Raw genomic sequence first — 22,460 nt, 5'->3', positions numbered from 1 at the left:
AGAAAATTTATACACTTCTGATATGAGGAAATAGGGTATAAAATGCTACATCTTGTAAGCAGTATGTTGTTCATCAGTGGTTATTCATCATGAAATCTAACTTAATCACTCGGTCAGGGCATGACAAATTAGTTGCTGAATTAAAACAACTTTGGCATGAAGAACGACCAGAAATCACTAAGAAAGTGAATTGGGCTGCAAGCCTCGGCGACCGTAGTGAAAATGCCGATTATCAGTACAATAAACAGCTACTGAGAAAAATTGATCGCAGAGTTCGTTATTTAGGAAAACGTTTAGAAGAGTTAAAAATTGTCGATTATGCTCCAGAGCAAGAAGGTAAAGTTTATTTTGGAGCTTGGGTCGAAATTGAAAATGAAGAAGGGGAGCAAAAAACATTACGAATTGTCGGGATTGATGAAATTTATGATCATCATCCTCAACATGTCTCGATTGAGTCGCCAATGGCACGTGCACTTTTGAGTAAAGAAGTCGATGACGAGGTTGAAGTACACACCCCTTTAGGTAAAAAGCTCTGGTATATCAATGCAATTCGTTATGAAAAGCCTAAAAATGATGAAATTTAAATAGATTTGTTTCTATTTTGAGCGTTTGAATTAAAAATTAAATAAAAGATTTGCCAACTTGCATTTTTGTTTATATTATAGCGCTCGTTGGAAGCGTGGCAGAGCGGTTTAATGCACCGGTCTTGAAAACCGACGAGGGTGTGAGTCCTCCGTGAGTTCGAATCTCACCGCTTCCGCCAAATTCAAGTTTCTGACACTGTTTAACACTATATAAGTTTATGATTTATAAGGTTAAAGTTGGAAATATACGATATGACAAGCCGTGACGCACTACGCCAATCGGTAGTTATAAAGTAGTAAAAAATGCAGTAAGATTATTTCTTACTGCATTTTTTTATGTCTGAATTATGGCGACTCGTGGAATCAATAAGCTTAGTGCTTTACAAGTTAAAAAAGCTAAACCTGATCCTGACAAGATGTATAAGCTGTCTGATGGGGGAAACCTGTACCTGCGTATTGATCAGAGTGGTAGCAAGTACTGGATATTCAATTACACACGTCCATTTTTAGCCAAACGTAATGATTTATCTTTAGGTACTTATCCTGAAGTTTCACTGGATGATGCTCGCACTATTCGTGATGAATATAAGAAGCTCATTAAGCAGGGCATCGATCCAGCAATGGAGCGGATTGAAACCAAGTCCCAGAAACAGAAAGAAGCAGAAAATACCTTTCGTATTGTTGCTGAAGCATGGCTATATAAACGTGAGCTAGAGCAAAAACAGGATGAAGAGACGATCCGTCGTTTAAAGCACGATGTCTATCCCTATATTGGTGATTTAACCTTTCCACAGCTTACCTTGGAAATTCTTGAGATTAAGGTCTTTAAGCGCATTATTGAACGTGGTGCATTGTCAGTTGCCAAACGCCTAAAATCGGACTTGAACCAGATATTTAAGTCAGCACGTAAAAAGAAGCTGATTCAATACAATCCTATTGAGGATATTGAACTGCCCAAACCACAGGGTGGGAACTTTGCAGCCGTGACAGAGGAGCAGGAACTAGCTCCAATGCTCAATAAAATTTGGAACTACTCCAAACTTTATCCACGTTGTTCACATATCACACAAGTGGCGTTAAAAATCTCCGTGTTGACCTTTCAGCGACCTGGGGAGATACGCAAGCTGAAAAAGGAGTATTTCTATTGTGAAGAAAGATGCTTTAAATTTACAGCTAGTAAAACCAAGCAGCTTCATATTGTACCATTGTCAGATCAGGCCTTTGACTTAATTGATTCAATTATTGATCTGCACCCATACAGTGAATACATTTTCGTGGGTCGGGATGGTAAAACTTTTATTTCTGATAATACGATTAACTCAGCGTTAAAACGCTTGGGCTATGCTGGGAAGCAAACGGCACATGGATTACGTGCAACCGCACGAACCATGTTGGATGAAATATTAGAACAACGTGTAGACTTTATTGAGCATCAATTGGCACATAAAGTAAAAGATAATAATGGTACAGCCTACAATCGAACCAAATTTTTAAACAATCGTCGGGAGATGATGCAGGAGTGGGCGAATTACCTAGAATCATTGCTGGATCAGCAACAGTAAAAAGATGAAAATCCAATGATAAAAAAATAGCCTGTCAAACGACAGGCTATTTAATTTATGCTGCTTTAAGCTCTTTGAGTTCAAGCCATTCAATAATCTGGCTTTCAGCCCATGTGGGCATACTTGCTGTTAAATAGGTAGGTTCAGGAAAATCACCCCGACGAATCATTTTCCAGAAGGTGGATTCTGCAATATTCAATATCCCTTTGGTTGCAGGCTTATAAGATAGCTTTCGTCTGCGACCACCACGATCTACATAGTCCTTGGCAGGGCGTTCAGGGTAGTTGACTAAGTCTTTGACACGATAATGCTGTTCTATCATTTTCCACCTCTAGGATTTTATACACATAAATATTAACAGTATGAAAGTATTGATATTGAACATTGCATACTTTCATATGGCTCATGATAGACAGTGGTATACAGTGATAAAAGAACAGTGCATAATTATAAAAAAACATTACTATTATACATTGTTAACATTCTATTGTGAAGAAAGATGCTTTAAATTTACAGCTAGTAAAACCAAGCAGCTTCATATTGTACCATTGTCAGATCAGGCCTTTGACTTAATTGATTCAATTATTGATCTGCACCCATACAGTGAATACATTTTCGTGGGTCGGGATGGTAAAACTTTTATTTCTGATAATACGATTAACTCAGCGTTAAAACGCTTGGGCTATGCTGGGAAGCAAACGGCACATGGATTACGTGCAACCGCACGAACCATGTTGGATGAAATATTAGAACAACGTGTAGACTTTATTGAGCATCAATTGGCACATAAAGTAAAAGATAATAATGGTACAGCCTACAATCGAACCAAATTTTTAAACAATCGTCGGGAGATGATGCAGGAGTGGGCGAATTACCTAGAATCATTGCTGGATCAGCAACAGTAAAAAGATGAAAATCCAATGATAAAAAAATAGCCTGTCAAACGACAGGCTATTTAATTTATGCTGCTTTAAGCTCTTTGAGTTCAAGCCATTCAATAATCTGGCTTTCAGCCCATGTGGGCATACTTGCTGTTAAATAGGTAGGTTCAGGAAAATCACCCCGACGAATCATTTTCCAGAAGGTGGATTCTGCAATATTCAATATCCCTTTGGTTGCAGGCTTATAAGATAGCTTTCGTCTGCGACCACCACGATCTACATAGTCCTTGGCAGGGCGTTCAGGGTAGTTGACTAAGTCTTTGACACGATAATGCTGTTCTATCATTTTCCACCTCTAGGATTTTATACACATAAATATTAACAGTATGAAAGTATTGATATTGAACATTGCATACTTTCATATGGCTCATGATAGACAGTGGTATACAGTGATAAAAGAACAGTGCATAATTATAAAAAAACATTACTATTATACATTGTTAACATATTGGAATATAAAAATATGTCTATTATAAAATTTGAAGACTTAAATGAATTGGAACAGGAGTTCATTGATTGTCTGTTTACTTATTATGAATCCAGTTTTTTACAAAATGAGGCATGTGGAAATATAAAAACAGCTGATGAGCCAGAAAAAAGAATCATCGTTGCTGAGTTAAGCGATATACAGCGAAAGGTGCTGAACGAGCGACTACACCTCAATGATTTAATTCTGAAAGAAATAAATGAATTTCATCAACTGATTTTAGGTGAGAATACTGTCATTTCACCTATGCAGATAGTAGTACTATTGGAACAGCTAAATGCATTAAAAGACGAGTTTGATACGCTTTCAAATACAATTCAAAAAAAACGTTATAGTGTCATTTTACAGGCTTATCAGGCTCTGGATGAAAATATTTGCACCCAACGCAATTTAAAGATTTTGAAACGAATGAGAGGTATTCGGGCAGTCAAAGTTCGTAATGATAAGAATGTATACCCACGGCATCAAATTCTGTATCGGGTTTTAAGGGATGAAGCTCATAAAAATGGTCGGTGGGAGAATTTATCACAGGCGGTAAAATCAATTTTGCCAATACTTAGACTTGAATATCAAAAAAATAATCTGGTCTGGATTCAGAATGAAATAGATTCTAAGCTGGCATTGATTGAAGAATTGGAAAAGGGACGACTCATTAATTCCCATAATAAACAGAATGAAAATTATCATGGAAAGGTTTATCAGAATCGTAAATATCAGAACAGGATCGACAAACTTCAGTTAGAAATAAACGAATTAATCATTGCTCAGAAGTCAACTGACCCTGCTTTGCTGCTGGGGAAAAAAATACCCTATAACACCATTTATAATGATGAAAGTATTCTTCACCACTTAAGGGATTGTACTGAACTGTTACAGGATATTCTTATTCAAAAGTGATAAGAAGTACTCATAAAAAACAATCATCAGCTTATTCATTACCAAAAGTATCAGAAGCAATTTGATCAACGGATAGGTGCCTGATTTGCTCTAGCTGAATATTTTTCTGTATTTCCTTTAAAAACTGGAGTTTTAATTTCTGAATTTCACTGGCGTCCTGAAGGGGGCTATTGGTTAATTCATTAATGGTAATTTTACTGTTGATTAATTCATTAATGAGATACTTCTGGATGACTTCATCCTGTTTGCGTACCTGAAGCTGTTTAATATAAAGCATTTTATCAAGGGCTTTGATGCGTTGGTTCAATTCCTCAATAATCATGTCTTTTTCATTTAATTTTTGCTTATAGGGTGGAGGGAGCGTTTGCTTTGCCTCATACGTATTCATCAGGAATTCTAGACACTCTGCCTCAGTTTTAAGTTTGAGCTTTTCAGTCAATGCCTCCATTTTTTTGGCTGTATGTGAGGTTAGATAAAATTGCTTTCTCACATTCGCATGATTTTTCTTGGAATATTTGAAATTTCTGAATCTATTTTTTAGATCGGAAAAATATTTTTCATTGAGTAAAAGTACCCATTGATTCGTTATTTCTGCTACGAGTAATGGGTGGATCATGGTTTCGATGGGCTGAATTTGCAATCGTCCATCAGGAAGCTGAACTATCTGCAGTAGTGCCTGCTCTTTGTTACATTCGTGCTCTAAAAACAAGGATTTTAATGTCTGATCTTTATCAAGCCATTGTTGCAATGTCAGTTGTTTTCTTGCCATTTTGATGTTCTATGATGTTTGAAATTCTAATATGATTAAAGATTTTAATTAAGGTGGAATAAACATTTCTAAATACGTTTAGTAAATGTTTATTTGTTTTAAATTTATTTTATAGTAAATATTTTTGCCTATCTAAAAATAATTCTAAAATTTACTAATAGCAATGTTGAATGAATAAAAATGTATGGATGAAATGACAGAAGAGCATAAGCAGCTCATTTTTAATTTTAATGAGTTATCACCACATAGATTAAGTTCCTACGCTAGACTGGTGCTGATTAAATTTATTAGTCTCTTTGGTACACAAAAAACCAACGATTCATTGTTGGAATTGTCTGAAAAGATAGGTGTGCAACATAAAAAATTAAAACTGGTATTGGAGGAGTTATCAGGCTTTGAGATATTGGAGTTTTCATATCCAGAAACAGGTCGGCGGGCAAGAGTTAGAACAATACAGCTGAATTTAGATTATTTAAATCTGCTATTGAGTAAAGTTAATCAACATGAAACATCCCATCATAGGTATGTCCGCCTTAAGAGAGCGATTAAGCAGTTTGACCTTTTAATGCTTATTTTAATCAAATTATCTCAAGTCAGAGTGACCACTAAAAAGTTTGATTTACTACCCGAACAAAAACTGGATTTTAGGGTATTGTTGACATTATCAAACTTGACTCGCTCATGTGATGCTTATGGGGTGATACGTAATATAGGTACAACACAACTGGTTGCTAAAACAGGGTTAAATAAGCAAGCAATATTTGATTCGATCTACTTTTTGAAAAAGATAGGTCTGCTTCGGGTACATGTGCATGGGACGATCAATAACAAATTTATAAAAAATATAACGCCAACCTACGTGTTGAATTTATCTCATACCTTTTGGGGTAATCATGCTCGGTATGGTCGGTTTTATATATTGGAAGCGAGTGAAAGACATCATTTTGAAATAAAAATGATTGCTGATATTTTTACGGTAATTTCTGAGCAGGTGCAGCCGTTGGATTCTGACAACTCACGCGATCTCAATCACCTTACGACATTGGTTCTTAAGGGGCTTGATTCAGATAAAATCAACATTATTTCTGGAACAATGATTGAGCGTATCCAGTCTTCATCACAAGTTCAGGAGACGATTTCTAGTTTCATTAAAGAATGTCTAATTCATTATTTGCAATTACAACAATGCCATCAGGAACAAGGAGATTTGACAGTATTTGCAAAAGTGTTCAAACAAGCATTAATCAATAAAAAGAAGCAACATATCAAGTTGAATGATTTGGATTCAAATTTGACAATGATGCAATGCTATTTTGAATCATGGTGTTGCAGACTGCTTGATCAGCGGGGTTTACGTCAGCATATCTTACAAGGTTCACTGTTATATGGTGTAGATATTTTAAATCGGACTACAATTGAAAAAGATATTTATCCTTTTGTCTTTCAAGAAAAATACCGTTTGGAATTGATTACAAATCCTGACTTAATCAGAAACAGCGATCCAGATGCGGACATCCAAATACAGATTCAGAAGCTAGAGAAACAGGAGCAACGGTTCATCCTAGAATTCTTATTATTTTGTTTGAATTTGATTGCCAAAAATCAGATTTTACCATTTTTAAAAAGTACGCGAAGACTCAGTCATGTAGCAGGCAAGTTTTTTCAAATTATACCAAAAGTCGAGTCGCAGAAAATGTATAGTTGTATCTATGTGCCCGATTCAACACTCACTAAAGATGAGTTTTTTCTGATCGATATCCCTCATCCAATTCGTGGGAAAGAGGAGGAATATTCGAACGAAGACTATTTGCTGAAATTCATTGAACCTAGTGTTGATGACATGAAAAAATATGGATTGCTGGATCAGTTTTATACAGGAGGAACTGAATTGCTGAATAAAAAAGTAGCGTAAGTTTAGCTTCTGTAATATTCCCATAATTTGGTTATTCTCGCTGTATGGCGCAGTGGTGTAATGGTCAGTCTAGACAGGTTTGCTTAACAGGTAATATATATTATTATCTATTAATAATATAAACAATAACTTATATCGTTGATTAAATACAGTGAGTTATTTAGTTAAGTATAGCCCATACTCAAATGGGTTATAGACAATGTATCAATATCAAATCACTAAAAGCATTCTAAATTAACCCTATAGTATGTTCCAAAGTCTCTAAGCATGTTCAGCTAAGCAGGATGACCACAACATCCTGCTTTAGAATCATGATCAGTAAAATTTTACATCTCTCACTTAGATATGAACCTTATGTTTCAGTGAGAACCTAAATGTACCAGAATAATCCATTAGAAAGTGAATCATCCATTCTTATCTCAATCGAAGATTTTATGGTTAGTACATGCCATGAGCAATTTGTTGATGATCATGAAGAATTCAAGCGAGAGCTGTTGGATGCTGTGTGTGCTTTTAAGGTGATTTACAGAGAAGATTTTACTTATTCCAGAATCATTAATGTTTTCAAAAGAGTGATTAATCTCGTAGATTACATTATGGATAAATTGGACTCCCATCTTTATGAAGATATTTTACGATTTGAACTAAACCACATCTTCCATATTCAAGGCATAATTCAACATGAGATGAAAAATACAATACGAGAACAATTCGATTTTCAGCGTCAAGAACAACGTAATCGCTTTAAACTGGAATGCTACCTAAATAAACTGCTTACACACTATGCTAGATTACAGTTTGTTCGAGTAGATATCTCTATTCTTAAAGAATATCAAATCCATTGGGGTATTCAAGACTTTAAGTATGCATTGGATATTCTATGTAATCGTATGTCAAATAAAGATACCTGTTTTAAGCACTTACAAGGTTATGTATGGGCATTAGAGCAGGGTGTAGAAAAAGGCTATCACTGCCATTTATTACTCATCTATGATGGGAATAGTCGTATAGAGGATTCAGGTTTAGCAAAACTGGTGGCTGAGTATTGGAAGCACATCACCAATCAACAGGGTACTCACTACAACTGTAATACCAAAGACAACAAGGAAAAATTTGATAAAAATGGATTGCTTGGGGTTGGAATGATTCATCGTGATCAGAGGTGGTCCCACATGTTTGAACAACTAAAAGCTTATTTATAAGTGATACTCTGCTCTAGTTAAGCTACCTTATTTTGTTGTGGTAGCTGGTCATAGTAAAACTCATCTGGAGTCATTTTGTCCAGACTCGAATGAGGTCGTTTCAAATTATAAAATTCAAAATATGCGTTTAATTGCTTCTTCGCATCCAAAACATTGCTGTAGGCTTTGAGATACACCTCTTCATATTTAACGCTCCGCCATAATCGTTCAACCATCACATTATCAACCCATCGACCTTTACCATCCATGCTGATTTGGATGTCATTTGATTTCAATACATCAATAAATGCATCACTGGTAAACTGACTGCCTTGGTCTGTATTAAATATTTCAGGTCGACCATATTTTTCAATAGCTTCATTTAATGTTTCTATGCAAAATGTAACCTCCATACTAATCGATACTCTATGCGCAAGTACCTTGCGGCTATGCCAATCAATCACAGCACATAAATAAACAAAGCCTTTTGCCATAGGGATATACGTTATATCCGTAGACCACACTTGATTACTGCGCTGAATAGCCAATCCTTTGAGCAGATATGGATATTTGCGGTGAGCTTGATTAGCCTGGCTTAAATTTGGTTTGCAATATAACGCATTAATGCCCATTTTCTTCATTAAAGTACGTGTATGACGTCGTCCTATATGATGTCCTTGACGATTCAACAAATCACGCATCATACGGCTACCTGCAAAAGGGTATTGCATATGTAACTCATCCATACACCGCATCAGCTTCAGATCTGATGCACTCACAGGTTTTGGGCGATAGTAATAACAACCACGGGAGACTTTCAGCAGCTGAGCTTGCTTAGATACTGAAATCTGAAGTGAGTCATCGATTAACTTTTGTGGTTGAAGCGGCCCAGTTTCTTCAACACACCTTCTAAAAAATCAATTTCTAATGCCTGCTCACCGATTTTTGCATGTAGTTTTTTTAGATCGATGGGTGGTTCTGTTGGAGCTTTTGATTGATCGAAAGCTTGCGAGGAAGCTGAAATCAGTTGATTTTTCCAGTCGATAATTTGGTTTTGATGAACATCAAATTCAGCACTCAATTCAGCAAGTGTTTTTTCTGCTTTAATCGCAGCAAGTGCTACCTTAGCTTTAAAATCATTTGAATGATTTCTTCTTGGTCTACGTGCCATAAAATACTCCATATATTGATGTTTATAACATCATTTGGGGAGCAAAATATCACTTATAAGTGTTGTTCAAATTTCCTGATCCACCTCTATCAACCAATACAAGTTACAAATGCGATTCGTGCAGCGATGTACTTGGTCAATCCTGAAAAAGAAGATCAGCGCTTACGGGCTAAAACCTCTCCACAGATGCGGACTTTTGGTACAGGTCAGTTTGAAGTAAAATGGCGCAGAGATATTGAACAAAATGAGTCATTATGATATTAAAAATAGAGAACACGACTATCAGATGTATTCTCTATCTTGTACAGTTTGACATCAAAAAGACAAACTTACATTTCCTTGATCGGTGATTAATTCAGCTTCAAGCACCTGATCACCACGGCATTTCAATAAGTACGATACTGTAGAGCTATAGCTCATTTGCACAGGCATCTTGCTATGAAAGTCAGCGGTGTAATAACCACAACGACCACGATTAATTTTCATGCCTTGTAGAACAAAAGGCTGATTGCTGGTCGATTGAATTTCAAGAATATATTCAATTGCCCCTTGTACATTAAAAGCAGATTGAGATTCTCTAGCACTAATGCGAGCCTTAACATTTAGATCGCTAACTTGTGCAGATTCATTCTCAAGCGGAATGTCAGCAGCTTCCTGAGTGTTGTTTGGATTAAGGTCAGTTTCCATCATGGCTTTCAGCACATCAGGATACTTATTCCATCCACTGATATAAGACTCCGCTTCCTTGACCTCAGCAGGTAAATAGACATGACCATTGTCAATAATCATCTGCATTTCATTGAGTTTAGCTTTAACTGCTTCCTCGGTATAAGGAGCATAGATTGATTGAGTATGCTGAGCAGCATTATTGGTAGGCTCACCTGAAGTATCAGTTTTTGGTGGTTGATTGTTCTGGCTACATGCCATTAACAGGGAACACAAGGCAATGGTGGAAAATAATGATTTCATGATTGCACTCCCTTATAATTTAGGACGAATAACAACAAACCAGACGAATAGTAGAATCAAAATTCCACCAACAATTTTACCGATTACAGGAAACATCACCGCAGGCCACACTAAGCCTTGCCCTAAATTGTAGGTAAATGGCTTATAGTTATACTGCCCCCAGAAATGTTGATAGATGGCAAAAAAGAATCCAATGACCAGATAAGTGCTGATCAGTCCAGCTTTAAGATTAGAATTCATTTACTTCCCCCCCAGTTGCAAATTTTGCCAATGCAATAAAAATTCCCATCACGATCATGAAGCTAATGAAGGGTAGACCCAGTACACAAATCACAGCGATGACGCAGATAATGCCTGCAAGTGTTCTCATGGCTACTCCTTCATACACTGATAGGACACATTGACCATATCCATCTGGAAGGATTCAGTTTGTTGTAAGGTGTAGATATTTTCTTTCAGTCCACCCTCACCATATTTCTTTTCAAGTTTGTCGTAGATGCATGAACAAGTGCTGTCATTAATGCCGCCTGTTTTACAACCACTGATAAACTGGCGTTCGGTTTTGCTGGCACAGCCTGATGCTAGAAGTGCAACTGAGACAACAATGAGTGAAGTTTGAATTTTCATCATTTCCCCTAATTTTTATTGTGTTATTTGATGTGTAATATATTTTGCTGAATTGACTAAAGTGTAGATCTGAAAAAGCTTTCCAAGGCTAGATAGCGTTTAGATCAGTCAAATAAGCAAAAAATTTTGAAAGTTGCTATTGCAACAGAGGAATAGAAAATCGTTTTAGGGAAAATAATATAGATAGAAAGTGCTGAGTCATGGTGACTACTCCTTTTGTATGAAAGAGAGTCTTACCAAATTACTGTCAAATAATGGTGGCAAGACTGGGCGGGTTGACAGACTGATACAAAAGGAAATCAGCGCACGCAAGCGTGCCCCTCCCAGTCTCACCGTAAAGGCGTGACTTAAGAGAACGCACAAAACCATCACAGCGTTGTTGTGCGCCTTTTGTAAACGGTCTGTCAAAACCGACTGACGATGTAGGTCAGCAGTCGAATGATAAAATTAAGGGTGAGTTTAGTCAATCGAGGTTATGAAAATATATAAATAAATCAATAATTTTATTATTTTTAATACACTAGTACTTTTTCAATTTTAAGTAATATAATTCTGGTGTCTAAAATAGTAAATTATCTGAAAATTCAAAAAATTAGGGGGATATATGAATTTTAAATTACTTAAAGTACGACTAGATAGAATTAAAACTCAAAAACATACACTTACTCCAGAAGATATGTTGATGTTAGTTACTCAAGAAAAAGCTGATCTTAATTCGGGGTTTTTCTCTCGCTTATTTAGTGTGACTATTCCACAAAAATGGGAATTTTCTATCAATTCATCTGAGGAAATTGGCGTTGCTTTAGAATTGGTTGAATTGATTGAAATAGTATTTATCCCTCACTATCAGGGGCATGCAAAAAATTATGCTTGGTTAGAGCAATGTATTTTATTCAAACTCAAGCATCAAGCGTCGATGAATATTTCTGAATTAGTCAGTCGGTATTTATCGAAGATTGAAAAAAGTGAACATTTACAGATTAGTCGAGAGATCTTAAAAATTTTATTTGAGCGTGAGCCTAGCAATGCTGTCATTAAAGCACAGGCGATAGTGTACAAACGTAGTCAAATCTATACTAGCGCTATAGAAAAGTTTGAGTACTATTTTGAGCATTGTTCTTATCAAGAAACATTATATTTTGATTATCTTGAATGTTTAATAATGCGGAAGAATGTTATCTATAATCAGGAAAAAGGAGAGTTTGGTGATTTGCAATATGCTGTATATTTACTTTGCTCTATAGACGATGCGAAAGATAGAGCATTACAAGGGAATCTACTCAATCGTGCTATAACAGCCCTTTTACCAGAAGACGTTATTGCAACTCGTCCTGAAGATACGAATTTCTTAGCTGACATGGGACGTGGGCTAAATAGTTTTAGTAAGGGAGTTGGTACATTTTTTGGAGGGCGTGATTCGCAGATTCCATATAGTGAAGGAATTATTGCGAGTGCACCAAAACTTTTGAAAAATAAAAAAATTGTTGAGTGTCTTAACCAAAATCAAAAAGCACAAAAAGAGCTAGAAAAAATATTATCTGATCAAGGGCTAAAGGTGGGTGTGGGCTTAACGGCATCCGCATATTCTTTAGGATTAATTTGGGATTATGCACATATTGATCCATCTGTATTAGATGCATTGAGCTTTGCATCAAAAGGAAATCCTGAAAACTTAAATACTTTACAAGACATTTCAGCGAATACACTAGATAGTGCAGGAGCAGTGACTCGTTTAACTGGTTATGTTGCTGAACAACAGGTTGCACTGAATTTACAACAACAAGGACATACAGTTGAATTTCCCGATAGCGCAAACCAAGCTGGTTATGATTTGATTGTTGATGGCACACCGATGCAAGTTAAGTGCTCAATGGATGCTGATTATGTATTAAGTCATTTTGATAAGTATCCAGATATTCCAGTGATTGTGAACAGTGAACTTGCAGAGCAGCTAGGTAATCATCCGATGGTGTTAGTGGATACCACTTTAAGCTATGAAGCTGTTCAGGAAACTACTGGTGTAGGACTAGAGCAAGTTTCAGATTTTGCGGATGTAGGAGATATGCTACCAATCCCACTATTAACGATTGGTTTAGCGGCATATCGTAATTATGGTGATTTTAATTCAGGTAAAGTGGATGGCGAGCAATACTTAAAAAATGTTGGCAAAGAAACTGCTGCAATTGCTGGAGGTGCAATGACAGGGTCAATGCTACTCGGCGCATTAGCAGGTCTTGCTACAGGTGGTGTTGGAGTCATTGTTGCGAGTGGTATTGGTGCATATATGGGAGGGGTTGCTGGTTCTACAGGTGCAAATAGTATGAATCGAGAAGCCTTGTGTAATCAGAGAGATATCGTAGTGAAATTACTCATTGAATTCGCAGCGTGGTTCAATGAAAATTTATTGGTTCATCGAACAAATGTGCTATTCAAACAGCTACAAAGTTTTGAAACTCATATGTTGAATAATGCTGATCGTATTATTACTTTTAGTACTTTATTGATCTATCAACATGAAGCTTATATGCGTGCCTATCATCTGAACCAATGGATATTACATAAGTTGCAAAAAGGTAATGAAATGGAAAAGGTTCAAGCTGGTTGGGTGGCTATTGATGAGTCAAGTAATTTTATATCAGTTGATCTACAGCCAAAAATTAATGAAATTAATCGTCAATTAGAGATTTATAGGGAACTTGCCAAACCTGATTCAGCACAGCCTAATCGTACTCATCAGCTTAAACCTGCTTGAGTGTTGGAATAATATTGATAGTTGTATTTGAAATAAAAAATTGGAGAGATTATTTACTAATTGAATTAGTAAATTAAAAGTTATTCCAAATAATTTCAGACACATAATATCCTAATGAGAATCATGAAACTCTTTTGAGTTCTTCATGAAAATATGAAAACAAAGTCTGCCATCGAGCAGGCTTTTTTTATGCACAAAATTTAAGGAGTCGAGCTATGAGCTTGAGCTGTCCCTTTTGCCATTCAACGAATGTGATATTGGTTGAAGCAAGTACACAACAATCAAATACGACCTTAACCAATTTGGTCACACCGACCACATTGGGTGCATTGGGAACCACGGTCGCAAAGTCTTTCAATCTGCCACCGATTGTCGGTGGAATAGCAGGAACGGTACTCGGCAGTGTGTTGAATTCATTTACCGAACAAAGCACACCACCACAGCAGAATTTATGCTTCTGCCACAACTGCTACCAAAAGTTTCCAGCGCACCTTTTGCATTAAAGATCGTTAGTAACCACACAAATTCAAATTTCATTTTCAAATTAAAAGGAATAAAACTATGGCACATCAACTTGAACAAATGGCGTATGTCGGAGAAACCCCTTGGCACGGACTAGGGAATCAACTGACACAAAACCAACCGATTGAAGTCTGGGCACAGCAGGCAGGTATGGATTGGCGGATTGAATCTTCTAATGTCAGTTATATGGCGCAGAATGACCGTGGGCAAAGCATCATCATGCCTTATGAAGAACAACGAGTTTTATATCGCTCTGATACCCATGCTCCACTGTCAGTCGTCAGTCAACGCTTTCAGGAAGTGCAACCGAGAGAGATTTTAGAATTCTATCGTGACCTCACCGAGCAATCAGGTTTTGAACTTGAAACCGCAGGTGTACTCAAAGGTGGCAAGAAATTCTGGGCACTAGCACGTACAGGGCAAACATCCATGTTGAAGGGCAAAGATGTCAGTAATGGCTATATGCTCTTGGCAACAGCATGTGACGGAACCCTTGCCACCACCGCACAATTTACCTCGATCCGAGTAGTGTGCAACAATACTTTAGCGATTGCCTTAAAAGGACAGAACAGCAGTGCAGGTGTGGTCAAAGTTCCACACAGTACTAAATTTGATGCTGATAAGGTCAAACAGCAACTCGGTATTTCAGTACGTGCATGGGATGAACACATGTATGAAATGAAGCAACTGACACAACGTAAAGTGAGTCAGATGGAAGCATCCGCTTACTTTGATGCCGTGTTCAATAACAGCACAATGAACAACGTGGTGGATCAGGAGGACAACATCATCCAGTTCTACCGTGATGTAGCCTTACAAGCCCAAGCCAATGGCAAGGACAAAGCTGAACCAAATGCCAAATCGATGAGTCGAGCTATGGAAATGTTTAATGGTCAAGGACGAGGTGCGGAGCTAAGTTCAGCCAAAGGAACAGCCTATGGATTACTGTGTTCAATCACAGAATTTATAGACCACGAACGTCGTGCCATGAGTACCGATCACCGGCTTGATTCAGCTTGGTTTGGTGCTGGCGCATCGATCAAACAACGAGGATTGGAACAGGCACTTAACATGCTTGCATAGTGCGGAATATACATTTTTCAATCATGGAAAGTTAGACCTAACTAAGCATTTTTAAATGGAATTTCGAATTTTAAAAATTATTAAAACCATAGCTTCGGCTGTGGTTTTTTTATGCCCATTTTTTGTGATCCCCATCATTTTACATAGCAAAATAATCAGGACTTCAATATGAATACCGCAATTTTAAATCCATCTATGCAACAGGCAAGTACCCCATTTATTGCCCCAAAATTATTCACAGCCAAACGCTTGGTCAATACAAAGAATATGACTCAAGCAGAATGGCTTGAAGTCAGACGCCAAGGTATTGGCAGTAGTGACTGTGCCGCAGCCTGTGGACTTAATCCCTATATGTCGATGCTAGAACTGTGGATGATCAAGACAGGTCGAGTTAAACAATCCATTGAAGATGAAAGCACAGGTCATGCCCCTTTATATTGGGGTAAACAACTTGAACCTTTGGTCGCTGAATACTACAGCATGCATACCAACAACAAAGTTCGTCGTATCAATGCCGTACTACAACATCCTGATGAGGATAAGCATTTTATGCTGGCTAACTTAGATTACTCGGTGGTAGGTAGTGAGGAAGTACAGATTTTAGAATGCAAAACCGCAGGGGAATATGGAGCAAAGTTATGGCGAGATGGTGTGCCTTTATACGTATTGTGTCAGGTGCAACATCAACTCGCTGTAACAGGCAAAAAGGCAGCGCATATTTGTGTGCTGATCTGTGGTCATGAAACTCGTATCTATAAAGTGGCACGCAGTGAATCAGTCATTCAACATATTGTGAATGCAGAGCGATACTTTTGGGAGTGTGTGGAAAATGACACGCCACCTTCAGTCGATGCCAGTGAATCGGCAGCTAAAGCCATTCAGCAACTCTATCCTCAACATATTCCACTCAGTGTCGAAGATCTCAGTCAAAATGAACAAGCCAATCAGTTGTTTGCTCAACTGATTCAAGAAAAGCATCATATTGAAAAACACCAAAACAGCTTTGATGAAACTAAGCATCAAATTCAGATGTTAATGAAAGATGCTGAACGAGCAACTTTTGCCAATGGTTCAGTGACGTGGAAACGATCTAAAGACTCCATTGCTTTAGATAATAAGGCTGTATTGAAAATGCATCCTGAACTAATCAATGAGTTTCCACAAAACAAGGTGGGGACACGACGTTTTCAAATCTATAGCAATGATGACTGACCCGATCAAAACCATGCATCTATATCGCTAACTATATATGCATGAAATATCCATTCTTCCCAAAAGCGCAAAAAAACCACCCCCGATCTACCGACTCCCGAAGGAGCGGTAGACCAACAATGGCGGTTTTTGCGAAGTCGTAGCTTTTCATATTTCTGTTTACTTACATAGCAAGGGGTAATCAGTAAAATTTTACTTATAGGACAAACAACATGATCAAAGGTTTAGCGATTACACCGCCAATACTCGGCAGAATTAGTATCGGTAAAGTGGTCGAAAAGAATGGTAAACGTCTGCCTGAAAAAGATGATCAATTTACGATTACTAGCCAAATTCAGAATAAGGATGGCTGGGTGAAACACCCACTGGATGAGCAGCTAAGAGCCAAGGCACAAAACCAGAAACTCAGAACCATTCCTGTCCGGATGATTTTTAATGATCCTGAACTCAACTTGCGAGCTGAGTACACTCTATTCGACCGACAAACTGGTCGGCCCATCTGTACTGGTAATGGTGAAACCTGTCAGCGACTTGGACAAAACGGGGTTGAACAGCATCCATGTCCATCACCTGATTTATGCCCCTTGGCCCAAGGTGGACACTGCAAGCCTTATGGGCGGCTTTACGTCAATCTAGATGAGTCGGATGAGTTGGGTACATTCATTTTTAGGACTACAGGTTTCAATAGCATTCGTACCTTAGCTGCACGGCTTGAGCCTGTAAATTATTTTGTGTAAGTTCCATTTTTTATAAATGATCTTTTAATCGATCATCGAACTGAATCGTAAACCAATTCATTGCTAAACGCCAATTTTGAATTGGCATCGTCCATTTCTTCGCAGCATTTGATGTTGCTAAGTAAATGACCTTCTTTACTGAGTCATCAGATGAAAAGATTTTCCTTTTCTTCGTTGAATGGCGTATTACGCTATTCAACGACTCAATCGCATTTGTTGTATAAATTGCATGACGTATTTCGGCTGGATAGCTAAAGATCGTTCGGATATTTTCCCAATTGGCCCGCCAGGATTCTCCAATTTTGGGATACTGGTGATTCCATTGATCACAGAAGATGTCTAGGGATTTTAAAGCATTTTCCTCTGTACTTGCCTGATAAATCGCTTTCAGACCCGACGTAACAGCTTTGTAGTCTTTCCAGCTTACAAATCTCAGGCTATTGCGTACAACATGCACGATACACAGTTGAATATCAGTATGAGGGTAAACAGAGGCTATCGCGTCAGGGAAGCCTTTTAATCCATCTACACAGGCAACAAGAATGTCCTGTACTCCTCGATTTTTTAGCTCTGTCATGACTGACAGCCAGAATTTGGCACCTTCTGTCTGAGCAATCCACATACCCAGTAATTCTTTTTGCCCATCCATATTGATGCCTAAAGCAAGGTATACGGACTTGTTAATCACATTGGAGTGCTGACGGACTTTGACAACAATACAGTCAAGATAGACAACAGGATAAAGGCTATCTAAGGCTCTATTTTGCCACTCAGTCACTTGCTCAATCACAGCATCGGTAACTTTGCTGATGAGAGATGCTGACACATCGGCATCGTACATTTCTTTGAAGAAGGCTACAATTTCCCTATTAGTCATTCCTTTTGCATACAGTGAGAGGATTTGGTCATCCATACTGGTGATGCGTGTTTGGTGCTTTTTTATAATTTGTGGCTCAAATGAACCTTCTCGATCACGGGGAATATCTAAAGCCAGTTGTCCATCTTGAGTTGTAATGGTTTTAGAACTAAACCCATTACGGCTATTTGAGCCTTTCTTGGGCTGATGCTTTTCATAACCGAGATGGTCTGAAAGTTCAGTATTGAGTGCAGTTTCAATCATGAATTTTTTAAAGACTGCTGTCATTTGGTTTAAGTCTTCTGGTGTTTTTAGACCTTTAGCCAATTCGGCAGCCATACTTTTGATTGTTGCTTCATCCATGTGAAGTACCTTTTGTAATTATCCTCTGAAGGATAAATGAAAATTAAGTACTTACACAAAATTTAGAACAGTCCCCACGGCTTCGTTATTACCATGCGGCTTCAGGTGATTTACTTTCATGTTTGCCATTGCAACTGACCTTACGAGGAAAAAGCACAACGCAAAGTTACCGTACCCCAATTTATTACGTGGACTTAACCTTACGTGATGGAATCAATCTACAAGAAGCCATTACTTCAGCCAAACAGATCGATGGACAAAGCAAGACAGCAGGGTTTTATCAGGAGGCTTTAGATCATGTGGCAAGGCTAGGTTATGGTAATGCCAGATTTGAGGTAGGAGGTGAGGAGGGACTGGATATTGTTGAGGAGTTTTATATCAATGAACCAAAACCAGAGCAGGGTCAGCAGCTTAGTGATTTAACTCATGTTCAAGACATTCAGAAAGGGTTGCAGCATTCTGTGCAGGCTCTCAATTGAAATGGACCTAGTTAGAAAAGAGTACTTGTACTCTTTTTTTTGCAGATTTTGGACTGTAGATAAGAAAATACTCACTCCTAGAATTTTTGAGAGATGGATTTACTTTAATAACGCTTTTTAGTATTTTGGTAGCAAATCAGAAGTATGTTCATGACTATGCGTTCAAGTAGGTTTTCTAAGCTTATACTCGCATTTGTCCTGTTTTTGTTTACCATAACAATTACGGGAGTTTATGCGTGGGCGCCTGTTCTACTTGAAAATATTGAACATCAGCATGAGTTGAGTATCATTGTAGAGGATGATGCTTCTAGTCATTGGTCTTTACAGCACTCAGATGATTCTCTAAAAAGTTCTGCTGATCATGATGCAGAAGCACATACGTGGAAGAATTTTGATGAGCCGATCTATCATCATTCAGTAAAGCCAATTTCTTCTGATAGTGATTTCAGCATAGATCCAATCTTTATTCTTAGTTTCGCACTTCCACTAGTTTTATTCTTTTTCCAGCTTTTTGAAAAGCCCGTTTATCGAGTCTTTTTAAAGCGGCGATCCCCTCTAGTATTTAGTAATTCTTATACTTTCTCTAAAGATTTAATCGTCCTACGTAATTGATCTTTCTATACAAAAAATAGTTTTTAATTTTTTTGTATAGGTAAAGTCATGTCTAAAAAATATCAGATATTTCTTACCTGTGGATTTGTAGCAACAGCAGCAAATGTATTCGCAGAAACGAATTATGCAGAACTACAAAAGCAGGTAATCGCAAATGATGCTGTACTCAATAGCTTACAGCAGTCCGAGCAAGCTTATGAAATCAATCAAAAGTTTGCTGGCAGATTAATTAATCCGACTTTCAATATGGAGTTGGATAATCTCGGTAATTCAAAATTGAAAGATTTGGATGGCCCAACAACCTTGCTGGGGCTATCACAAGAGATCCCCCTCAGTAATAAACTTTCCTTGAGAAAACAGATTGCGAGTTTTCAAGGTGATCGTAATCAGTTCGAAATAGCAAAGCGTCAGGCTGAACTCAAAGCAGATTTAAGAATCTGTATGGCGAACTGGTATGTAGCTACTCAGCGTGCTGAAATTTATTCTTCTGAGAGTAAATTGAATGCCAGACAAGCTAACGTTCTTTCCGAACGTCTTAAGTACGGGCGAGTAATTCCTTCCGATGCTCAACTAAGCATAGCACTTTCATCTGAGTCGAAATTGCGCCATCAAAATGAAGTGAAGAAGATTCAGTTCCAGAAAAATCTATGTTCTAAGTTCACTTCCAACCTGCCCAGTAGTGCATTGGAGGTTCCGCTAAGCTTTAATTTCACAGACAAAATAAGTTTGTCTGAGCAAGAAGCAACTTTAAGTTCAAAGCTGAAAAAAGCTCAGTTTGAGTTGGCTCGTAAAGAAGCAATACCAGATATTACTTTGGGAGTAGGGGTTAGAAACTACCAAGAAACCAATGACAAAGTCTTTCAGGTTTCGACATCAATACCCCTCAATATTTTTAGTCGAAATAAAGGCAATATTGCGATCGCTCAAGCAGAGCATACGAAAGCAGAAACACAGTCGGTGCTTGTGAATCGTAATTCTAAAATTGAATTGGAAAACAAGGCTATTGAGGTTTCCAACTTGATTGATGCGATTAAGCAATATGATCAAACGGTTTTGCCCGCAACAAATGAGAGTCTCCGAATTGCTGAAATGGGATACCAAGCAGGGAAAAACTCTTTACTTGAATTCAATAATATTAAGCAAATTTGGTTAGACAAACATCTTGCTCGATTCGATATGTGGTTGGCTTTGCAAACTGAAATTGCAGATGTCGAACGTAACTACATTACTCATTTAGATCAAGAATAAGGGCAAGAATATGAATAAACAAACCAATACATTGATTGCAACTGGTGTCGTTGCCTTACTTATCGTCTTATGTGCAATTGCTTGGTATAAATCGGGCAATAAAACACAAGCGAGCGCACATGGTGAGGTCGCCGAAGAAAAAGTAGCTGTGGCTGGAGATGAGAAAGGGCCTCACGGTGGTCGTTTATATCGAGATGGAGATTTCTCTGCTGAGGTCAAGATATTTGAGGAAGGAGTGGAACCACACCTCCGTGTTTATGGGTATTTGAAAGATAAACTACTTAAACCTGAAGACTTAACAGCAAATATCTACATCAAACGTTTGGATGCCGAGCAAAATATTCAATTTCAACCTGAGAGTGATTACTTAATTGGGAATGAAATTGTTTACGAGCCACATTCCTTTTTAATGATGATAAACGTTGATTATCAAGGGAAAAAGCATACTTGGAAATGGGATACGAAGGAAGGCCGTGTCACCATGTTGGACAGTAGTATTAAGAGCAGTGGATTAGAGCTTTTAAAAGTTGAATCAAAGATGTTTGAAAATGCTTTGGAGTTAAAAGGCGAACTGAAGTTTCCTGATAATTTTGAAAGCTTTATTACGCCTAAAGCCAGTGGGACATTGATCAAAACTTACCGTAATCTAGGTGATAAGGTGAGTCAGGGAGACTTACTTGCTGTAGTTCAAAGCCAAGATGTAATTCGTTTGAATGCCGATCGTAAAGTTGCTTTGGACAGCCTACAGTTTGCTCGTCAAAAAATGGAACAGGAACGAGCGCTATGGCAAAAGCGTGTATCACCTGAAATTGATTATATTTCAGCAAAACGAGACTTTGACGCAGCACAAACTCGTGCAAATGAGTTGAATAACTTAATCAACTCTTATGGTGGTTCTAGTAATGGTACTGTTGAAGTTCGTGCTGCAATGTCTGGAACAATATTAGAAGTCCTTGGTGCTGTTGGATCAAATGTAAGTTCTTCAACACCTATTTTTAAAATCGCAAATACTTCTCAACTTTTAGCAGTTGTTAATGTTCCCGCTGACAGGCTAAATGCTATAAATCCTAACAATAAGGTTAAAGTTAAACCTCAAAGCCCTGTGGATACAGAAGAAGCTTTAGGACGAATTAAATATATCAGTGATGTCATTGATCCAAAGACACGTACAGCACAGGTCTTTATTGAAGTACCAAACCAGTTTAAGTGGCGCTCAGGACAGTTAATCACGGCCCAAATTTTTGAAAATCAAAGTTTGAAGCCGATGGTTGTGCGTGAAGATGCTCTACAGAGCTTCCGTGATTGGGATGTTGTATTCATTCGTGTTGGCAATGATTTTGAAGCTAGGCCTCTGGAGCTTGGTGAAAAGTACAATGGGTATGTGGAAGTTAAATCTGGATTACGCGTAGGACAGGTTTATGCCGCTGGAAATTCATATCTTTTAAAAGCAGAGCTAGGGAAATCTGGCGCTACTCATGACCACTAAGGGGAGTAGC

Annotated in this window: 21 protein-coding genes, 1 tRNA gene and 4 pseudogenes; 17 read left to right on the top strand and 9 right to left on the bottom strand. The window is 37.8% G+C overall.

Going from position 1 to position 22,460, the window contains the following annotated elements; translation table 11 throughout:
• Positions 1 to 89: 89 nt before the first annotated feature.
• From greB to ABLB96_RS16835, 3 genes are all read left to right on the top strand, one after another.
• Positions 90 to 584, top strand: a complete 495-nt coding sequence (greB, locus tag ABLB96_RS16845) for a transcription elongation factor GreB (RefSeq protein ID WP_107972575.1) — start codon at positions 90 to 92, stop codon at positions 582 to 584.
• Positions 585 to 673: 89 nt separating this feature from the next.
• A tRNA-Ser gene (locus ABLB96_RS16840) sits at positions 674 to 763 on the top strand.
• Positions 764 to 931: 168 nt separating this feature from the next.
• The gene (locus ABLB96_RS16835; protein ID WP_000235462.1) at positions 932 to 2,146 is read left to right on the top strand and encodes an integrase arm-type DNA-binding domain-containing protein; all 1,215 of its coding nucleotides are present in this window, start codon (positions 932 to 934) and stop codon (positions 2,144 to 2,146) included.
• Between the two features lie 55 nt (positions 2,147 to 2,201).
• Here ABLB96_RS16835 and ABLB96_RS16830 read toward each other — a convergent pair whose 3' ends face one another.
• The gene (locus tag ABLB96_RS16830; RefSeq protein ID WP_000572501.1) at positions 2,202 to 2,468 is read right to left on the bottom strand and encodes an AlpA family transcriptional regulator; all 267 of its coding nucleotides are present in this window, start codon (positions 2,466 to 2,468) and stop codon (positions 2,202 to 2,204) included.
• Positions 2,469 to 2,628: 160 nt separating this feature from the next.
• Between ABLB96_RS16830 and ABLB96_RS16825 the strand changes: the two are divergent.
• Positions 2,629 to 3,051: pseudogene (locus ABLB96_RS16825) on the top strand (tyrosine-type recombinase/integrase); the annotation flags it as partial.
• 55 nt (positions 3,052 to 3,106) lie between these two features.
• On the opposite strand, the gene ABLB96_RS16820 reads toward ABLB96_RS16825, so the two are convergent.
• Entirely contained in the window at positions 3,107 to 3,373 is a 267-nt protein-coding gene (locus ABLB96_RS16820; RefSeq protein WP_000572501.1) for an AlpA family transcriptional regulator, read from the bottom strand.
• 177 nt (positions 3,374 to 3,550) lie between these two features.
• On the opposite strand from ABLB96_RS16820, the gene ABLB96_RS16815 reads away from it, so the two are divergent.
• Entirely contained in the window at positions 3,551 to 4,471 is a 921-nt protein-coding gene (locus ABLB96_RS16815; protein ID WP_000022452.1) for a hypothetical protein, read from the top strand.
• 31 nt (positions 4,472 to 4,502) lie between these two features.
• Here the strand turns inward: ABLB96_RS16815 and ABLB96_RS16810 are convergent, their stop codons facing one another.
• Entirely contained in the window at positions 4,503 to 5,240 is a 738-nt protein-coding gene (locus ABLB96_RS16810) for a hypothetical protein (protein WP_000101621.1), read from the bottom strand.
• 184 nt (positions 5,241 to 5,424) lie between these two features.
• On the opposite strand from ABLB96_RS16810, the gene ABLB96_RS16805 reads away from it, so the two are divergent.
• Together ABLB96_RS16805 and ABLB96_RS16800 are read left to right on the top strand one after the other, a co-directional pair.
• Positions 5,425 to 7,152 (top strand): hypothetical protein, encoded by a 1,728-nt coding sequence (locus tag ABLB96_RS16805; protein ID WP_000344079.1) that lies wholly within the window; start codon positions 5,425 to 5,427, stop codon positions 7,150 to 7,152.
• Between the two features lie 374 nt (positions 7,153 to 7,526).
• Positions 7,527 to 8,312 (top strand): annotated as a pseudogene (locus ABLB96_RS16800) (inovirus-type Gp2 protein); the annotation flags it as partial.
• A gap of 59 nt (positions 8,313 to 8,371) precedes the next feature.
• On the opposite strand, the gene ABLB96_RS16795 reads toward ABLB96_RS16800, so the two are convergent.
• A protein-coding gene (locus ABLB96_RS16795) for an IS3 family transposase (protein ID WP_225367773.1) occupies positions 8,372 to 9,504 on the bottom strand; the annotation gives its coding sequence in 2 pieces (ribosomal slippage) (positions 8,372 to 9,252 and positions 9,252 to 9,504; 1,134 coding nt in all).
• A gap of 18 nt (positions 9,505 to 9,522) precedes the next feature.
• On the opposite strand from ABLB96_RS16795, the gene ABLB96_RS16790 reads away from it, so the two are divergent.
• A complete protein-coding gene (locus ABLB96_RS16790; RefSeq protein ID WP_369030217.1) occupies positions 9,523 to 9,762 on the top strand; it encodes a hypothetical protein in 240 nt (79 codons plus the stop codon).
• Positions 9,763 to 9,819: 57 nt separating this feature from the next.
• On the opposite strand, the gene ABLB96_RS16785 is transcribed toward ABLB96_RS16790, so the two are convergent.
• The 4 genes from ABLB96_RS16785 to ABLB96_RS16770 are packed head-to-tail and all read right to left on the bottom strand — an operon-like array spanning position 9,820 to position 11,100.
• Positions 9,820 to 10,473 (bottom strand): hypothetical protein, encoded by a 654-nt coding sequence (locus tag ABLB96_RS16785; RefSeq protein WP_000838342.1) that lies wholly within the window; start codon positions 10,471 to 10,473, stop codon positions 9,820 to 9,822.
• Positions 10,474 to 10,485: 12 nt separating this feature from the next.
• Positions 10,486 to 10,713, bottom strand: coding sequence for a hypothetical protein (locus tag ABLB96_RS16780; protein WP_001087629.1), 228 nt, complete (start codon positions 10,711 to 10,713; stop codon positions 10,486 to 10,488).
• On the bottom strand, positions 10,703 to 10,843 hold the full coding sequence (locus ABLB96_RS16775; protein ID WP_001259410.1) for a hypothetical protein: 141 nt from the start codon (positions 10,841 to 10,843) through the stop codon (positions 10,703 to 10,705). The genes ABLB96_RS16780 and ABLB96_RS16775 overlap by 11 nt, the downstream gene beginning before the upstream one ends.
• Before the next feature lie 2 nt (positions 10,844 to 10,845).
• The gene (locus ABLB96_RS16770; protein WP_000701730.1) at positions 10,846 to 11,100 is read right to left on the bottom strand and encodes a hypothetical protein; all 255 of its coding nucleotides are present in this window, start codon (positions 11,098 to 11,100) and stop codon (positions 10,846 to 10,848) included.
• 604 nt (positions 11,101 to 11,704) lie between these two features.
• On the opposite strand from ABLB96_RS16770, the gene ABLB96_RS16765 reads away from it, so the two are divergent.
• From ABLB96_RS16765 to ABLB96_RS16745, 5 genes and pseudogenes are all read left to right on the top strand, one after another.
• Positions 11,705 to 13,852: a glycine zipper family protein gene (locus ABLB96_RS16765; RefSeq protein ID WP_348898523.1), complete on the top strand. Its 2,148-nt coding sequence runs from the start codon at positions 11,705 to 11,707 to the stop codon at positions 13,850 to 13,852.
• Between the two features lie 215 nt (positions 13,853 to 14,067).
• Positions 14,068 to 14,355 (top strand): hypothetical protein, encoded by a 288-nt coding sequence (locus tag ABLB96_RS16760; RefSeq protein WP_000058781.1) that lies wholly within the window; start codon positions 14,068 to 14,070, stop codon positions 14,353 to 14,355.
• 58 nt (positions 14,356 to 14,413) lie between these two features.
• Positions 14,414 to 15,457, top strand: a complete 1,044-nt coding sequence (locus tag ABLB96_RS16755) for a DUF932 domain-containing protein (RefSeq protein ID WP_000951122.1) — start codon at positions 14,414 to 14,416, stop codon at positions 15,455 to 15,457.
• 168 nt (positions 15,458 to 15,625) lie between these two features.
• Positions 15,626 to 16,669, top strand: coding sequence for a YqaJ viral recombinase family protein (locus ABLB96_RS16750; RefSeq protein ID WP_001090272.1), 1,044 nt, complete (start codon positions 15,626 to 15,628; stop codon positions 16,667 to 16,669).
• Positions 16,670 to 16,881: 212 nt separating this feature from the next.
• Positions 16,882 to 17,382: pseudogene (locus tag ABLB96_RS16745) on the top strand (hydrolase or metal-binding protein); the annotation flags it as partial.
• Positions 17,383 to 17,416: 34 nt separating this feature from the next.
• Here ABLB96_RS16745 and ABLB96_RS16740 read toward each other — a convergent pair.
• The gene (locus ABLB96_RS16740; protein ID WP_000343018.1) at positions 17,417 to 18,625 is read right to left on the bottom strand and encodes an IS256-like element ISAba26 family transposase; all 1,209 of its coding nucleotides are present in this window, start codon (positions 18,623 to 18,625) and stop codon (positions 17,417 to 17,419) included.
• Positions 18,626 to 18,702: 77 nt separating this feature from the next.
• Here ABLB96_RS16740 and ABLB96_RS16735 point away from each other — a divergent pair.
• The 4 genes and pseudogenes from ABLB96_RS16735 to ABLB96_RS16720 all read left to right on the top strand — a co-directional run.
• Positions 18,703 to 19,104, top strand: a pseudogene (locus tag ABLB96_RS16735) (hydrolase or metal-binding protein); the annotation flags it as partial.
• Positions 19,105 to 19,260: 156 nt separating this feature from the next.
• Positions 19,261 to 19,716, top strand: a complete 456-nt coding sequence (locus tag ABLB96_RS16730) for a hypothetical protein (protein WP_348898515.1) — start codon at positions 19,261 to 19,263, stop codon at positions 19,714 to 19,716.
• 48 nt (positions 19,717 to 19,764) lie between these two features.
• Positions 19,765 to 20,964 (top strand): TolC family protein, encoded by a 1,200-nt coding sequence (locus tag ABLB96_RS16725; RefSeq protein ID WP_000039774.1) that lies wholly within the window; start codon positions 19,765 to 19,767, stop codon positions 20,962 to 20,964.
• A gap of 10 nt (positions 20,965 to 20,974) precedes the next feature.
• The gene (locus tag ABLB96_RS16720; RefSeq protein ID WP_001041870.1) at positions 20,975 to 22,450 is read left to right on the top strand and encodes an efflux RND transporter periplasmic adaptor subunit; all 1,476 of its coding nucleotides are present in this window, start codon (positions 20,975 to 20,977) and stop codon (positions 22,448 to 22,450) included.
• Positions 22,451 to 22,460 lie beyond the last annotated feature (10 nt).

The sequence above is a fragment of the Acinetobacter sp. XH1741 genome, assembly GCF_041021895.1.
In the GTDB taxonomy this organism is placed as follows: domain Bacteria; phylum Pseudomonadota; class Gammaproteobacteria; order Pseudomonadales; family Moraxellaceae; genus Acinetobacter.
Note: the sequence above shows the minus strand (reverse complement) of the source record. Positions and strands in the feature narration are given on the sequence as shown.

Excerpts from the sequence above, each read along its gene's own strand:
- ABLB96_RS16810 (WP_000101621.1), bottom strand. The coding sequence starts at position 5,240 with ATGGCAAGAAAACAACTGACATTGCAACAATGGCTTGATAAAGATCAG.
- ABLB96_RS16720 (WP_001041870.1), top strand. The coding sequence starts at position 20,975 with ATGAATAAACAAACCAATACATTGATTGCAACTGGTGTCGTTGCCTTA.
- ABLB96_RS16820 (WP_000572501.1), bottom strand. The coding sequence starts at position 3,373 with ATGATAGAACAGCATTATCGTGTCAAAGACTTAGTCAACTACCCTGAA.
- greB (WP_107972575.1), top strand. The coding sequence starts at position 90 with ATGAAATCTAACTTAATCACTCGGTCAGGGCATGACAAATTAGTTGCT.
- ABLB96_RS16815 (WP_000022452.1), top strand. The coding sequence starts at position 3,551 with ATGTCTATTATAAAATTTGAAGACTTAAATGAATTGGAACAGGAGTTC.
- ABLB96_RS16805 (WP_000344079.1), top strand. The coding sequence starts at position 5,425 with ATGGATGAAATGACAGAAGAGCATAAGCAGCTCATTTTTAATTTTAAT.
- ABLB96_RS16765 (WP_348898523.1), top strand. The coding sequence starts at position 11,705 with ATGAATTTTAAATTACTTAAAGTACGACTAGATAGAATTAAAACTCAA.
- ABLB96_RS16830 (WP_000572501.1), bottom strand. The coding sequence starts at position 2,468 with ATGATAGAACAGCATTATCGTGTCAAAGACTTAGTCAACTACCCTGAA.
- ABLB96_RS16730 (WP_348898515.1), top strand. The coding sequence starts at position 19,261 with ATGCGTTCAAGTAGGTTTTCTAAGCTTATACTCGCATTTGTCCTGTTT.
- ABLB96_RS16760 (WP_000058781.1), top strand. The coding sequence starts at position 14,068 with ATGAGCTTGAGCTGTCCCTTTTGCCATTCAACGAATGTGATATTGGTT.
- ABLB96_RS16755 (WP_000951122.1), top strand. The coding sequence starts at position 14,414 with ATGGCACATCAACTTGAACAAATGGCGTATGTCGGAGAAACCCCTTGG.
- ABLB96_RS16835 (WP_000235462.1), top strand. The coding sequence starts at position 932 with ATGGCGACTCGTGGAATCAATAAGCTTAGTGCTTTACAAGTTAAAAAA.
- ABLB96_RS16750 (WP_001090272.1), top strand. The coding sequence starts at position 15,626 with ATGAATACCGCAATTTTAAATCCATCTATGCAACAGGCAAGTACCCCA.
- ABLB96_RS16790 (WP_369030217.1), top strand. The coding sequence starts at position 9,523 with ATGTTTATAACATCATTTGGGGAGCAAAATATCACTTATAAGTGTTGT.
- ABLB96_RS16740 (WP_000343018.1), bottom strand. The coding sequence starts at position 18,625 with ATGGATGAAGCAACAATCAAAAGTATGGCTGCCGAATTGGCTAAAGGT.
- ABLB96_RS16785 (WP_000838342.1), bottom strand. The coding sequence starts at position 10,473 with ATGAAATCATTATTTTCCACCATTGCCTTGTGTTCCCTGTTAATGGCA.
- ABLB96_RS16780 (WP_001087629.1), bottom strand. The coding sequence starts at position 10,713 with ATGAATTCTAATCTTAAAGCTGGACTGATCAGCACTTATCTGGTCATT.
- ABLB96_RS16775 (WP_001259410.1), bottom strand. The coding sequence starts at position 10,843 with ATGAGAACACTTGCAGGCATTATCTGCGTCATCGCTGTGATTTGTGTA.
- ABLB96_RS16770 (WP_000701730.1), bottom strand. The coding sequence starts at position 11,100 with ATGAAAATTCAAACTTCACTCATTGTTGTCTCAGTTGCACTTCTAGCA.
- ABLB96_RS16725 (WP_000039774.1), top strand. The coding sequence starts at position 19,765 with ATGTCTAAAAAATATCAGATATTTCTTACCTGTGGATTTGTAGCAACA.